This window comes from Paenibacillus vulneris (assembly GCF_039543185.1).
GTDB lineage: Bacteria > Bacillota > Bacilli > Paenibacillales > NBRC-103111 > Paenibacillus_S > Paenibacillus_S vulneris.
The window spans coordinates 250,763-264,267 of record NZ_BAABJG010000027.1 but is presented as its reverse complement, the minus strand read 5'-3'; the positions used below and the strand labels follow the sequence as shown (position 1 = coordinate 264,267).

At 49.1% G+C, this 13,505-nt stretch carries 18 protein-coding genes and 1 tRNA gene; 8 read left to right on the top strand and 11 right to left on the bottom strand.

The window, feature by feature from the left end:
• Positions 1-271: 271 nt before the first annotated feature.
• The 3 genes from ABEA66_RS24180 to ABEA66_RS24170 form a co-directional block, all read right to left on the bottom strand.
• A complete protein-coding gene (locus ABEA66_RS24180; RefSeq protein WP_345591507.1) occupies positions 272-2,509 on the bottom strand; it encodes a helix-turn-helix domain-containing protein in 2,238 nt (745 codons plus the stop codon).
• Positions 2,510-3,046: 537 nt separating this feature from the next.
• On the bottom strand, positions 3,047-3,532 hold the full coding sequence (locus ABEA66_RS24175) for a GNAT family N-acetyltransferase (protein ID WP_345591505.1): 486 nt from the start codon (positions 3,530-3,532) through the stop codon (positions 3,047-3,049).
• A 74-nt stretch (positions 3,533-3,606) separates the two neighbouring features.
• A tRNA-Leu gene (locus ABEA66_RS24170) sits at positions 3,607-3,694 on the bottom strand.
• 195 nt (positions 3,695-3,889) lie between these two features.
• Here ABEA66_RS24170 and ABEA66_RS24165 point away from each other — a divergent pair.
• Positions 3,890-4,231 carry a hypothetical protein gene (locus ABEA66_RS24165; protein WP_345591503.1) on the top strand — a complete coding sequence of 114 codons (342 nt, stop codon included), beginning with the start codon at positions 3,890-3,892 and terminating at the stop codon, positions 4,229-4,231.
• Positions 4,232-4,544: 313 nt separating this feature from the next.
• Positions 4,545-4,766 carry a hypothetical protein gene (locus tag ABEA66_RS24160; protein WP_345591501.1) on the top strand — a complete coding sequence of 74 codons (222 nt, stop codon included), beginning with the start codon at positions 4,545-4,547 and terminating at the stop codon, positions 4,764-4,766.
• A 10-nt stretch (positions 4,767-4,776) separates the two neighbouring features.
• Here the strand turns inward: ABEA66_RS24160 and ABEA66_RS24155 are convergent, their stop codons facing one another.
• Positions 4,777-4,983, bottom strand: a complete 207-nt coding sequence (locus ABEA66_RS24155; protein ID WP_345591499.1) for a hypothetical protein — start codon at positions 4,981-4,983, stop codon at positions 4,777-4,779.
• 129 nt (positions 4,984-5,112) lie between these two features.
• On the opposite strand from ABEA66_RS24155, the gene ABEA66_RS24150 reads away from it, so the two are divergent.
• Positions 5,113-5,256 (top strand): hypothetical protein, encoded by a 144-nt coding sequence (locus tag ABEA66_RS24150; RefSeq protein WP_345591497.1) that lies wholly within the window; start codon positions 5,113-5,115, stop codon positions 5,254-5,256.
• 71 nt (positions 5,257-5,327) lie between these two features.
• Here ABEA66_RS24150 and ABEA66_RS24145 read toward each other — a convergent pair whose 3' ends face one another.
• Together ABEA66_RS24145 and ABEA66_RS24140 are read right to left on the bottom strand one after the other, a co-directional pair.
• The gene (locus tag ABEA66_RS24145; protein WP_345591495.1) at positions 5,328-6,053 is read right to left on the bottom strand and encodes an adenosylcobinamide amidohydrolase; all 726 of its coding nucleotides are present in this window, start codon (positions 6,051-6,053) and stop codon (positions 5,328-5,330) included.
• Positions 6,050-6,277: a hypothetical protein gene (locus ABEA66_RS24140; protein WP_345591492.1), complete on the bottom strand. Its 228-nt coding sequence runs from the start codon at positions 6,275-6,277 to the stop codon at positions 6,050-6,052. Before ABEA66_RS24140 ends, ABEA66_RS24145 begins: the two co-directional genes overlap by 4 nt.
• A 147-nt stretch (positions 6,278-6,424) precedes the next feature.
• Between ABEA66_RS24140 and ABEA66_RS24135 the strand changes: the two genes are divergently transcribed.
• The gene (locus ABEA66_RS24135; RefSeq protein WP_345591490.1) at positions 6,425-6,733 is read left to right on the top strand and encodes a hypothetical protein; all 309 of its coding nucleotides are present in this window, start codon (positions 6,425-6,427) and stop codon (positions 6,731-6,733) included.
• A 167-nt stretch (positions 6,734-6,900) separates the two neighbouring features.
• Here ABEA66_RS24135 and ABEA66_RS24130 read toward each other — a convergent pair whose 3' ends face one another.
• Positions 6,901-7,224, bottom strand: coding sequence for a hypothetical protein (locus ABEA66_RS24130; protein WP_079908669.1), 324 nt, complete (start codon positions 7,222-7,224; stop codon positions 6,901-6,903).
• A 95-nt stretch (positions 7,225-7,319) separates the two neighbouring features.
• Positions 7,320-7,892, bottom strand: a complete 573-nt coding sequence (locus ABEA66_RS24125) for a xanthine phosphoribosyltransferase (RefSeq protein ID WP_079908668.1) — start codon at positions 7,890-7,892, stop codon at positions 7,320-7,322.
• A gap of 311 nt (positions 7,893-8,203) precedes the next feature.
• On the opposite strand from ABEA66_RS24125, the gene ABEA66_RS24120 reads away from it, so the two are divergent.
• Positions 8,204-8,908 carry a DUF4309 domain-containing protein gene (locus ABEA66_RS24120; protein WP_345591488.1) on the top strand — a complete coding sequence of 235 codons (705 nt, stop codon included), beginning with the start codon at positions 8,204-8,206 and terminating at the stop codon, positions 8,906-8,908.
• Positions 8,909-8,982: 74 nt separating this feature from the next.
• Here ABEA66_RS24120 and ABEA66_RS24115 read toward each other — a convergent pair whose 3' ends face one another.
• Positions 8,983-9,606, bottom strand: coding sequence for a DedA family protein (locus tag ABEA66_RS24115; RefSeq protein ID WP_345591486.1), 624 nt, complete (start codon positions 9,604-9,606; stop codon positions 8,983-8,985).
• Between the two features lie 161 nt (positions 9,607-9,767).
• Here ABEA66_RS24115 and ABEA66_RS24110 point away from each other — a divergent pair, with 161 nt between their 5' ends.
• The gene (locus ABEA66_RS24110; RefSeq protein ID WP_079908972.1) at positions 9,768-10,814 is read left to right on the top strand and encodes a YkvI family membrane protein; all 1,047 of its coding nucleotides are present in this window, start codon (positions 9,768-9,770) and stop codon (positions 10,812-10,814) included.
• On the opposite strand, the gene ABEA66_RS24105 is transcribed toward ABEA66_RS24110, so the two are convergent.
• On the bottom strand, positions 10,740-11,165 hold the full coding sequence (locus tag ABEA66_RS24105; RefSeq protein WP_079908666.1) for a hypothetical protein: 426 nt from the start codon (positions 11,163-11,165) through the stop codon (positions 10,740-10,742). The two genes, ABEA66_RS24110 and ABEA66_RS24105, sit on opposite strands and share 75 nt — an antisense overlap.
• Before the next feature lie 96 nt (positions 11,166-11,261).
• Complete coding sequence (locus tag ABEA66_RS24100; RefSeq protein WP_079908665.1) at positions 11,262-11,555, bottom strand: hypothetical protein; 294 nt, start codon at positions 11,553-11,555, stop codon at positions 11,262-11,264.
• Between the two features lie 88 nt (positions 11,556-11,643).
• On the opposite strand from ABEA66_RS24100, the gene ABEA66_RS24095 reads away from it, so the two are divergent.
• Both ABEA66_RS24095 and ABEA66_RS24090 read left to right on the top strand, forming a co-directional pair.
• Positions 11,644-12,405 (top strand): glucose 1-dehydrogenase, encoded by a 762-nt coding sequence (locus ABEA66_RS24095; protein ID WP_345591483.1) that lies wholly within the window; start codon positions 11,644-11,646, stop codon positions 12,403-12,405.
• 135 nt (positions 12,406-12,540) lie between these two features.
• A complete protein-coding gene (locus ABEA66_RS24090) occupies positions 12,541-13,461 on the top strand; it encodes an EamA family transporter (RefSeq protein WP_345591481.1) in 921 nt (306 codons plus the stop codon).
• Positions 13,462-13,505: the final 44 nt, after the last annotated feature.

Genomic DNA, 13,505 nt, shown 5'->3' with positions numbered 1-13,505 from the left:
CTAAGGGTCAACCAACATGATTCTTCCGCATAAACCGATTGTCAGAGAGCGCCTGATTCCTGACGACCAACCGATTTCTTATGACTAACTTTTCTCTGCGAAGTGCTCTTTTCCTTACTCCCGTGCGGATTTCTCAAGCCTCTCTCCATTGGAGTTTTCTTCCGTTAAGCCGCTTACAATCCTATTAGGATCGCATAGACGAGCCGCCGTCTTCGCCATCGTATAAAACTAAAGAAAGCTCCTCATGCTGACCATGGGAGCCTTCCGCACCTTACTCGGCTTGCATATATTTGCGGTAATCCCCGGGAGTGACGCCGACGACCTTCTTGAAGGTGCGTCCGAATGAAATCGAATGGGTATACCCTACTTTCTCCGAAATATCCTGCAAGGGCAGCTCGGTTTGCAATAGCAGCTTCTTGGCCTGCTCCATCCGTAAATTCATGAGAAAATCTACGAATTTCATTCCGTACACTTCCTTGAACAGATGGCTGCAATATTTGCCGTTCACATTAAATTGGTCCGAGATCAGATTCAGCGATAAGTCCGGGTTGGCATAGTTGTCTTCAATATAATGCCGAATGTCGCTTGCCAGCTGATGATGATTTTTGGCATCCCGAAGGGATACGTATTGGCTGTGCAGCTGCTTAAGCGAGGAGACGACGGCTGGCAGAAGCTCTTCTGTTGTCTCTGAAGTATCCAGCGCCTCTGTGAGCCGGGGAAGAACATGCTTCCTCCAGTATTCGATAATATCGGACGATAATCCCTCCAACGTGCGCTCAAGCAGCCGAACCCCATATTGCAGCAAATGGTGGATCTCTGCTCCCTTCAGCACATCCTGCTCCAAATACTCCGCGAACTGGTCAACATGAAGCTGCCAGCTGCTGTCGGAGATTCGAAATTCCTGGCACATTGCATCCATCAGCTGAAAATATTTATGGGTATCTCCGGAGCTGGCCGCCGCTATTTCTTCATAACGGATGACCTGATTGTTGCCGAGCGACATTTTATATTGGAGTGCCGTGACCGCCTCCTCGAAGGAATTGCATACCTCCGTTAACTGCTCCGTGCTCCTTCCGACACCGACGGTTAAGGAGAACTTCAAATTCACGGCCACCCAAGTCCGAAAGCGGTCAAGCAAATCGCTCACACCCTCGAGCTTCGCGTCCTCCTCCGTATGCAGCATGAGCAGAATCGAGAGCCGTTTGTCGGATATCCACTCCGCCCAAACTGTCAGCCATTCGGAATCCGCCAGCTCCTGGGCGACGTTGGTCAAAGCAAATTTGAGCAGGTTCTGGTCGGTAACACTGTAGCTTTGCTGGAAATTCGGAAATCCGTCGATTTCTGCGACACAAACAATCAGTTTAGTATAAGAGCTCGGCAGCTTGTACCGGTTCATATGGGCAGCCCATTCCTGCCGGCTCATCGGAGACTGTCCCCCAATCCATTCCAGGAAAAACTGCTTGCGCCTAATGATCAAATCCTCCTGATACTGCTTCTCGTAACGGTTGGTTTGCTCCATCAAACTGTCCAGCACTTTGCCGATAAACGAGAATTCGTCGCCGCCTTTTCCTCTAGGCGCACTGCGGCTCTGGTATTTGTTGATCTGCTGCATGATGCCTTCGATCGGCTTGTAATTCCGGCGTGTTACATACAGGGTATAGATAATGCTGAACAGCACGGTCGCTATGCCGATACCAAGCCAAATATGGGAGATGGCCGAGACCCAGTTGAACATGCGTCCTCCCTTAATGCCGCTGACGAAATTCCAGCCGATGACATCGGAATGAATATCCGTTATGACACTTCCTTGTGCCGAGAGCGACTTGTCTTCCTCAAGCTCGACCGGATATACCCGCTGCCCCCCTGCATCCCTAATATCCATGAAGGTAATATCCGCGTTGATCATTTCGTCCACAATGCGCAGAAGCGAGCTGACCCTGACGTTGACCACGATAATGCCCTGATTGCCGAAAGGCAGCAGCGCCTTCTTGCTTATGGAAATGACCTTCTCCTTAGGCTGCAGGCTGAGGCCGGAATACATGCGAACGGCGGACCACCCCGTATTATTCGGATTGCCGAAGGATTCCTCGACGAATTCCTTGTCCTGGAAGTTATCCAGCTGCTGAATCGCGTTGGTCGTCAGCACCAGCTGATCCTGAGCGCGGTACAAATAAATCGATTGAATCATCGGGTTATCGTCAAGAATTTTATGCAGCTCCTTGGACGTCTCGTAGTAAACCATTCCCCCCTCCGATTTGTTCTTCATCTCGAAAAAATCATAGAAGGCGTCGCTGTTCCCCGCTTCCTCCAAAATAACCCGCTCCACTGCCTTCAGCGAGGTTTCCATAGAATCGATCACATATTTGGCAAAAATCCGATTGGCCTTCTCGGTCTCCTTAATGGAAATTTCGCTCATCATGGAAACGGATACAAAAATAATGATACTAACGGTGATGAACAAGATCGGAAAATACGACATCAGCAATCGATTATACCAGGTCTTTTCCATACGCCTATGAACTCCTTACACGATTAATGGGAATAGTGCTTCTATAGGATCAAGCCGGCGTACACATCTTTCTTGAAGCAAGAAAGCCAATGTGAACCCTAACTGCTTCGCCCGAAATGTGAAAATAAATCAACCCGCCTTTCGTTCGTCGAACAAAAACGGGTTGTCCGGGTATTTCCGTCCTATCGGTGTAGTCATTATACAGCGGAACGGATTTCTCCGACAAGCTCCACCTGCATCCTGGGAAAAACCGCCATTTGCACCCAGGTAAGCTACTTACTTTGTAACCTAACAGAAGGCTAATGACAACCAACTTTTTTCAGACGACCAACCTTTTTCCTGAGCATGACCTTTCCAACTACTCTGTCTATTAGTGCCAAGCTCGCTGCCGGATTATATGCAGGAGGGTTTCCATTGGATAAACTTTAACGGGGCATACGAATGACCTGAACGATTACGAATGTACTCCGCCGGTACAAGCCCGCTACAGCCGTTGTGCAAAGCAAAAAAGCCGCCCAACGGCGGCTTTATGAAGTATCACAGCATTTTTTGCATAAGAATAACGTCCAGCATTTTATCGAATTTGAAGCCTACTTCACGCATGACACCGATATAGTCGAAGCCGTATGTACGGTGAATGTATATGCTGCTGTCATTGCCCTCCACTATCCGGGACAGGACGGTATGCAGCCCTGCCTGTTTGCCGGCCTCAAGCACCTTCTCCATCAGCTGCTTCCCAATGCCTTGCCCCCGAAAATCATGGTGAATATACAGGGACAATTCAGAGGTGCGAGCATACGCCAGACGATCTGAATAAGCGTTAAGGGATGCCCAGCCTACAACCGTCCCTCCCAGCTCTGCCACGATAATCGGGTAACGATCGCCATGCTGCTTGAACCAGGTCTCCTGCTGCTCCAAAGTACGCGGAACCGTATCGAAGGTTGCCACGGTGTTCAGGATGGCCTCGTTATAAATGGTAAGAATAGAAGGAACATCATCAATAACTGCGGTACGGATAATCATTGCATGTCACTCTGCCTCTCCAAATGAAAAACCATCTGGTATCCGGAGATATCAGATGGTGGTTTTGTTATAGTTGGTGCGGTCAAGAGGACTCGAACCTCCACGGGGGGTTAGCCCACACGGACCTGAACCGTGCGCGTCTGCCAATTCCGCCATGACCGCATATATTATGTCTCATTCATATTTGAAGGGGACAAGTTGTATAATATCACCTGTTTTACCCAGTTGTCAAACAAAATTTTAAAAAAGCATGAAATCCGTATATTTACGATTCGGTTTGGAGATGAATTGAACATTGCTTCAAATGCAGCAAGAGCAATAATGAAAATCCAAAACCGTACTTCGGAGGCGATAGACTTGGTAAAATCCATCTGTGTTCTTATGCTCGCAGCAGTTATTGCCGGCAGCAGCATCGGCTGCAGTCATTCCGGCGGAAATGCTGTACAGCCAACTCCAACCCCAGCCCCGCTAGCTACCATGACAAAAGAAAAATATGACAAAATCAATTTGGGCATGACATCTGATGAAGTGAAAGGGATTGTAGGCGGTGAGGGCAAGCTCATCTCCGAATCGGGAGATAAGTCGTCCCCTGATTATACGACAACCTATCAATACCAAGCGGAAGGAAACCCGAACGGGTCGGCAAAAATTACATTCCGCTCCAATAAAGCCATTTCCAAATCGGAATCAAACCTGTAACCAATAGAACAATCGGGTACCTCTCCTGACGAAAAGAGATACCCGAGCTATTTAATCCAAACATTCAAAAACAATCCAGGCGATAGCTCCCCAAATTGGAAGCGTAAACAAAATGCCGTACACCGTTCCTTTCAATGCGGAACCTTCCGTGGACATCTTATCTCCTCCCGCTGTTCGAATAGAATCGAATACGTTCGTTAGCTGCCGGATTACATCGTATGCAGGAATATCCTTGGATATTCCTGTTCTTTCGTGAAGCTTGTATCATGATCTCCCGCTTAAGCCCATATATATAAGGCAAGGGGGGAGCATTATGATCTTTTTGCAGCTGGCTATGGGAGTGGTTGCGGCATTATTCGTCTGGGGTTTTATCAAGCTGACCTTTCAAACGATGCTTTGGGCCATCGGAATTACGTTGATTGTCAGCTTTATTATTCCAGGAGCCATATTGTTTATAAGCGGACTCATGTTCATCATGATCGGCATGCTGGCCACTCTGGGATTGCTGTACATCGTCGGGGCATTTAAAAAGTAGCCTCTCTCATCTACCCTTCCCGGTAAGCCTGCAAGGCTCGGGCTGCCCATTCCTTTAACGCCTCCGCATCCTCAAAGCTTGGAGTATTGAACAAATGTGTAGGCGGGTGTATGGAATTCGTGTTTAATCTAATGATTTCGCCGTTGACCCCGCGTTTTCCTTCTCTATGAATCCTTAACGCATAAAAATCGTCCAAATGCACCACTTGATCATCCATCGTCAACCCTCGCTCCCACATTTCTCGATTATAGAGTTAGTTTCTCTGAAGGCTCCAATATTATGCGAATGGCCTCAGCGGATAAAAATCAGCCAGCATGAGACTCTATCTCATGTGGAGGTGATACAAATGGCAGGCAGAAATAACAAACCCGACAACGACGGCCCTGCGGGACATCCTTCCCGTCTGGACCAATTCGGCGACAAAATGGCCGACGGCAACAACCCTCCGAAGAAATCCGAAGGCTGTGGCTGCGGTCCCGAAGGCAGGTAACCAATTACCGCACTTATCCGGAAATACAAAACCTGGGGCCCGTTAAGCATGAACTTTGCGGGCTCCAGGTTTCATTTTTGCTGTGACAGTTCCCAGGCCTTATACCTTTGAATGGAATAAGCCATTGCTTCATACACCGTTCTTCCGATACCATAGCCAAGCTGGGTTGCTGTACCCGCATAGCGATACGAAGCTCCCTTCTGGGTAGCGGCTATAATAACCGCATCCGTTGTTGTTCCTGTCGCGATCTCCCGACAGTCCGCTAAGCGGATATCTGCGTCCTGCAGTGCAGCGGCCTTCGCCTCCGTCGCTGTAATCACGGCATTGACCATTGCCGCGTCCGTTAGGATTCCATCAATGACCACGATCAGGTTAATGGTTCCAGGGAACAGCTCATGCATGTCCCGTAAGAAGCCCGCCCTCGCTTTATTGCTTAAGCCGACAGTAGCCCAGGTGCATACCTTCAGCCCCTTATCCCCGGATTCCTGGGAGTAGCCTCTGTCCTGCACTCTAGCTGCGGTTAATAAGGCCGCCGTCTCTTCTATACCGATGCTTCTCATACGCATAAATTGATGCATCTCAGACAGCGGATCCGAGCTGGAATAGCTGCGGTCCACCTGTCGGTTCATCAGGCGTGAATGCCATCCGCAGCCTTCTCCCCACATCGACGAATTCAAAGTGCGGAGCGGCTCGATACTCTCTATCATGAAGTAGCTGTTTAAGCCGTCTTCCGCCTCATAGTATCTCAAATTCGATATCGATGGGGTTATTGGATGATTTGAGGCAAAGCCCGTCATAGCCCTTCCCCGTTCCAGCCTGAATAACGTTCTTCGGTCATTGGCTGGTAATGATAGCTTCGGTCCAGCTTCACGATTCTTCGATTTTGCTTACGGATCATGACCGTCGCATCGTCCCAGGCAACAACAATTCCTTTGACGTCATTCGCAGGATCCGCGTCCCTCACCACTCTAAGCTTGGTCCCCTCTATTCTATACCGGTCCAGCTGCTCCTCACTGATCATCCTACGACCCTCCTTTGGACAAACTGTAGTTTAAGAATAGAATACACCATTCCAGGTGTACAATAAACAGAAGACGTATGCTCTCTTCTTTACAAGCGTTTTACATAAGCAGTCGATCCGACTTTGGAAAGGAGTTTTTGTGCCACAATGGAGAAAAAAACATATTACATTGATGTCGGCTCAGGGGAAATAACAGAACCGGAGGAGACCGGCCAATTCGAATTTGAAATACGGGCCAATGACGAAGAGATTAATCAGCTTCAGGCTTTGTTCGAGGAATCGGCCGAGGCTCAGGAAGGTACCGCTGCTGGAGCTTCGAGCGCACATCCGATTAATCATAACGTCAGGGACAACGTTGCGTCCGATTATTGGCTGCGGGAGATATATCGCAAGCTGTATGATCTGGGTACACCCGAGACCAAAAAACATATCGAAAGCATGAACATGCTTCACTAACCTTACGTGAGCCCGTTTTACCCGCAGCATGAACAAAAACCTACCGCCTTTCGAGGACGGTAGGTTTTTTGGATATAGAATTTACCATTTTCAAACGTTTCCCGTAAAGTACCTGAATCATATCCGAAACCTTATGGGGTTATTTTATCTATCTCAGAGTGCACTAATCAGCTGACGTGTTCTTTCGAGTCATTGGTCTCAAACCAATAATCCAACACTTTACTGGACATGACTCTCTTCTTGATATACTCGACCTGCTGTTGTGAAAACTGCTGCTGCCACTCAACATCAAGGTCTTCGCATAGCTTAACGATAGTCAACAATTCAGACCATGCCACATACCTTTTGTACCAAAAAAATTGAGGATGTTCAATCATATAGGGATACAGGTCGTCAAACTCTGTATGTTTACAATCGAGGGCACGTTCAAAGTGAATTTTAGCTTCGTTCAACTTAGTTACAAAAAAATCGGCCGGAATCTCATTCCCCATAGCAATGCCTCCTCTCTTTCGCTTGAATCCATTATAAAGGAAAAACACAGTGGAGGGAATAGTTAATAAAATTGAAAATAATTCTTGATTCGCCTCTACTCGAAGACAATCTCGCCATTTGCGAGCGATGCAATCCTTGCCAAAGACTCAACGCGAATCCCGGATTCACGGATGGTTCGACCGCCTGCTTGAAATGATTTTTCAACCGCAATGCCGACTCCGACAAGCTCCGCTCCCGAACGGCGGATGATCCGGATCAAGCCTCTTGCTGCGTCCCCGTTGGCAATAAAATCATCGATCAATAAAATCCGGTCCTGTTCACCGAGCCATTCTCTCGAGACCATAATATCGGTTACCAGCCCTTTCGTAAAGGAAGGCACCCGTTCGCTGTACATTTCGGTATTGTCCGTATTCAAGCTCTTTTTGCGTCTTGCAAATACCATAGGAACATTGAGCTCCTGCGCCGTGGCAAACGCAATGGGAATTCCGGATGATTCTATCGTAAGCACCTTGGTCACGCGGTCTTCTCTGAACAATCGGGCGAATTCCTTGCCCATCGCTGTCGTCAGCGCAGGATCAACCGCATGATTCAAGATAGCGTCCAGCTTAATAATATCATCGGAGATCACGACTCCGACCTCTCTAATTTTTTGCTTTAATAATTCCATTCGGTATCCTCCATCCGAAAAACCTTTTCCGTTAACTTATCATAACGGGAATCCGGGTTTCAAGTCCTAAACGGATAAACTTTTATAAACTTTATGCAACTTTTTCAGCCTCAAACTCGTCTATATGAATAGATAGCAAGAAACGGGGACCTAGACCATGAAAATGGTGCTTTGAAAATCATATCTAATCATTTTCATGAAATTCGCCGATATTTGTAAGTATACGATCTTTGATGATTCAATGAGTAGCGAGTATGATTAATATTGCTTTATAACGCAACCTTCTAAATTTTCCAGAAAGGAAGACTGGGATGATGAACACACTTACATACGCCGCTCGCTGGCTCGTTCCTTTCATCCTCATATTGCTGATAACCGGATGCAAGCAAGGGTCCGAGGCGTTAAGCCCTACGCCTACCGCAGCTCCGACAGCTACGCCGGCTGCTGCTGTGCCTCAGCAAACCAGTAAGGATCCAACCCAAGAACAAGCCGCAGTTACATCACAGCAGCAAGTCAATCCGAATGACAAGGTATCGCTCGCAAGCGCCGAGAACGGCTCAAAGCAGGATGAGATACCGGAAACCGTCAAACCGACGGCAACACCTAAGCCGAAGATCGATATTCAAGAGACCTACAATCAAACCAAGCCGACTCTGCTTGGCTTGACCTTGAAATCATCGCCTGATGCAGTCACCAGTAAATATGGCAAGCCCAAGGAGCAATTTCAAATGGAAGACGAAACGGATCCTATTACTGTTTATGACTATACGGATTTTATGGTGGGCTACAACAAGCAAAACCAGCTTCAATTCATCGATATTCGCAGCAGCGAAATCAATCCCGGATTGAACGGGCTTAAGCTGGGCCAATCCACAAGCGATATCTACAAAGCATTAGGCAAGCCCGACTCCAATACAAGCTACGTCCTCATCTATAAATCCAAGGATGCCGTATTGAAGCTCGATATCGACCCTAAGACGGATAAGCTCAACTCCATTAAGCTGTTCGCCGAATAATGACCGCGTTCCGTCTGGGGACCCTGAAATTGAAAAAAGCTTGAGTTCAGCTGAACTCAAGCTTTTTTGTCGTGTCAACCTGTTTTTTTCTGTTTGGACGCCCCTCGTTTTCTAATCCACATAAACAAAGCGATGCCGATTGCTGCTACGATGACAATCACTATGGCACTGATTCCCATGTAGTGATGAATAAGATGCATAATTTTTGGCGCGTTCACACCGATAAAATGACCTAGCGTCAGGAACGATGCGCACCAGATCAGCGCTCCGGTGCCTGCGTACAGCAAATACCTCCAAAGCGATACAGCGCTGACTCCTGCCAAATAGCAGGTAAAATGCCTAACTCCCGGTACGTAATAGCCAAAAGCAACCGTCCACAGTCCGTATTTCTTGAACCATCCCTCTGCCAAGTCCAGTCTTTGCGGTGTCAGCTTCACCCATTTGCCATAGCGGTACAGGAAAGGCTTCCCTACCGTCTTCCCCAGAAAATAGCTGACCAGCATCCCGGTCATGGTCCCGGCATAGCTGACTAGTAACGATTTGCAAAAAGATAAGGGCCCTCCGTTCGAGGTCAATGAACCAACCGTCGTCATTAAGATTTCATCAGGGACCGGAAGTCCTACTATCCCTACAGCCAACAAGCCGAACAGGGCGATGTATCCGTAATGTTCAATCAGCAGCAAAATATCATCCAGCACACAGACACGCTCCTGCAAAAAAATTATATAAACGGTAAAATGAGGCCTATCCTATTTTAACAGAAACCTGGCATTTTCCCAAGTTCATGTCATGTGTTCGTCCCACGGTTCATACCTTGTACTATTATGGAACAAGCCGCATGAAAGGTGGACCTGTCATGATGAGAAAATTCGGCAGCATTATGCAAGTTTGCTTCACCTATGTCGGCACCGTTGTAGGAGCCGGGTTTGCTACCGGACAAGAAATCCTCACTTTTTTTACAAGGTACGGGTGGATGGCAACTCTGACGATCGGAATCGCCAGCATACTGTTTGTCTGGCTCGGAATTAAATTAATGTTTATTGCGCACGAGGTTAAAGCGCATTCCTATGAGGATTTGAATAAGCTTCTCTTCGGTCCCCGAGTAGGAGGATGGGTGAGTCTGTTTACTCTGGTCACCCTGTTCGGCGTCACGACCGTGATGCTGGCAGGAGCCGGCTCCGTCTTCGAGGAGCAATTTCATCTGCCTTATCAATCCGGTCTGTTGGTTACGCTGCTGCTCGCGTATGCCGTATTGAGCAAAGGGATGCAAGCCATCGTCGCCGTCAATTCCGTCGTCGTTCCGTTAATGCTGAGCTTCAGCATGCTTATCGTCTGGTATTCCTGGGACTTGCCCGGTTCAGGCAATTGGCTCCATCTGACTTCCGATTACCCGCTGGAGAGAATCTGGTTCGCCCCCTTCCTGTACGCCGCATTTAATCTCAGCATGGCTCAAGGGGTGCTTGTCCCGCTCGGCGCACAAATCCGGGATCGATCCGTACTATTCTGGGGCGGCATTTGGGGAGGAGTCGCTATTGGCATGATGCTGCTGGCCGGCCACTATGCTCTGTCCGCTCAGATGCCCGGCATCTCGCAATTCGAAATTCCTATGGGACAATTGATCCGGAAGGTCGGACCGACCATACAGCTGATGTTCGTCTTTGTCATTTACGGGGAAATCTTCACAACGTTTATTGCCGATGTCTACGGCCTTACCCTGCAGCTGGAGCAGCGAACCCGGCTGTCTAGGAACTGGATTCTCTGGATTGTTCTGCTGCTAAGCTACTTGATCAGCCAGCTCGGCTTTAAAGCTCTCCTGTCGACCTTGTATCCGCTATTCGGGATGATCAGCATGGCCTGGATGACTATGATGATCTGGCGCAGGAGCAGGCCCGCCAGTACGAACTAACGACAGCACCACCGCCAGCCTGGCAACCATGAACAGCATGCCGAATAGCGTGAATACAAAGCCGCATAACAAGTACCCGTAGTGGTAGAGCGGGTAGCTGTCCGCATCCCGGATGACAGCCACTACGTCGGTGAATAAAAACAAGCTGCCTATGGCAAAGACGCCAACTAAGGCGTAATCAAAAAAAGTCCACTGAAGAAGGAAGGAGGCCGCTCCCGTCTTCTGCGGGCTCTGGGAGCTCCCCTGCTCCTTGCTGCTTCTCAGCTGATAAACGAACCAAATCAGCATAATAGCCGAAGCCGTTACAATCAAGCCGACGGCTCCGCCTAATATGGCTAATGTCATTTTCAATTTCGGTATCCTCCTATTGAAGCTTCTTGTTCGGTTTCTCCTGAAGCATTCTTTGGTAAAGCACATCTATGAAAGGAGCTTCAATAGACGTTCTCATCAGTAGGGATGAATGGCTAGCCGGTACACCAGCCATAACGACAGGGCAAACATAAGCACCGGAATAACCGGCAGCACGATCAGCAGCGTTCGTTCATGAACGGTCCCCGCCTTTTTCCACATATACCGCATATTCCATCCTAGCAACCCCGATAATTTTAGCCTGCTATCAACGAGGGCATGCTCTTCCGCTACGCTTTCCGAAGGATGGGTGCCGTGATTCTGCGTAATTTTCCCCCGCTTCCAGCCTACATGATATGTAATTTCGCGGTCGGTTCGTTGTCCGGGTTCCATCCATTGCGCCTCCGTTCTTAATCCTATATACTATAGTATTTATATACTGTAAAAAAAGCAATGAGTTTCTAAATAAGGAGGCTCCTCAATGAATAAGGTTGCTGCTGTTACGGGCGGTGCCCAAGGGATCGGGAAAGCGGTGTCGCTCGCTTTTGCCAAAGCGGGCTACGAGGTATCGATCGCCGACACGGATAAGGAGGCGGGCTTGGAGGTTGTTCGAGAGATTCGCGAGGCAGGGGGCAAATCCCTCTTTATGTGCGTGAACGTCGCCAAGGAAGACGAAATCTCCAAATGGATGAACGTGACGACTTCAGAGCTGGGGCGCTTGGATGTACTAGTGAACAATGCGGGCATCAGCCGCAACGGCTCCATGCTTGAGCTTCCTGTAGCCTATTTCGACGAAGTTATCGGCGTCAATCTGCGGGGAGCCTTTGTATGTTCCCGGCATGCGGCTGCTATCATGAAGCGGCAGCGCAGCGGCGTGATCATTAATATGGCCTCTACCCGTGCGCTGATGTCCGAAGCAGATACGGAGGCTTACTCCGCCTCCAAGGGCGGCTTGCTTGCTCTTACTCATGCCATGGCGGTAAGCTTGGGAGGCTACGGCATTCGCGTGAATGCCATCAGTCCGGGGTGGATTGAAACCCGCGATTGGCAGAAGGCATCGAAGCGTGAAAAGCCGGTACATAGCGAGCGCGACCGTCTGCAGCACCCTGTCGGGCGCGTGGGTACTCCGCACGATATCGCAGCGGCCTGCCTCTATCTTGCAGGAGATCAGGCCGGCTTTGTCACCGGCCAAAACCTCGTTATCGACGGCGGGATGACGGTCAAAATGATCTATGAGGAGTAAAGCAATTTTGATGGATAAGCGGCCGCTTTCTGCGGTTGTTTATATGGTGTCGATAGGAAAGCCCCTCCTCTCTCCTAAGTGCGGGGGAGGCTTTCCTTTTGCGAGAAAACAGACAGCGAGGGGTTTAATAAAACGATGTGGTTTCTATTTGCGGCAGCCTCGGCCATATGTTTCGGTTTGCGGGGCATCTTATATCAATGGACGTCGCAGCGGCCGATTGACCGCAATCTGCTCCTGCTAGGCGTTTATTTATCCGGAACGGTCATTGCGGCGGTTATCAATCTATTTGCAGGCCAGCCATGGTCCGAGGGCTGCTGGGTAGGCGTATGGATGGGGCTGTTCTCCTTTATTTCCAACGCCTCTATGTATCGGGGCTTTGCTGTAGGGAAAGCTTCGCTAATCGCGATGTTTACGGGTCTCCCTCCCGTTGTGGTCGTTATATTGGCTTATGTGCTATGGGGCGAAAAGCTCAATCTGTGGCAATCGATGGCCTTTCTCGTCATAGTGTTCGGGATTCTCATGATCAGATATTCCAACGACATATCCCTGCGCAATCTTCAGGGTGCCCAGTGGGGCATTATCACGATGATTGCCTTCGGGATTACCGACCTGTCCTCGAAGAAGGCTACCATGCTGGGAGCCGCCACCCTGCCAACCTTGCTCATGATGTATGTGACAGGAAGCCTCCTGTTCGGCATCTCCTGGTATATGAGCCGGCGCAGGCTGGCCTCTGCAAGAGCTATGGTTGCCGCAGCGGCCGAGGATCAAGAGGCCGAGTCTAGTCCGCCAGCAGCTTCGGCCAATAGAGGCTGGAGCAGCTCCAAGACGTTATTTTGGGGGATGTTCGTAGGAATCACCAATATTTCCGGAATGATGCTGGTTATGCCTGCGTTCAAGCTGGGCGTGACCGGACTTGTGTCTGTAGTCATAGCGATGAATGTGGTCTTTGTTCTTTTATATGCCCGCTTTATTTTGAAAGAAAGGTTCAGCCGCCTGGAAGCGGGCGGTTTGACCTGCGCACTGATCGGTGTTCTCATTCTTCGGCTTGCGGCTTAAAGGAATTCCCCGCAAATTGGGATTTGTGGGGAAGCTCCGAATGT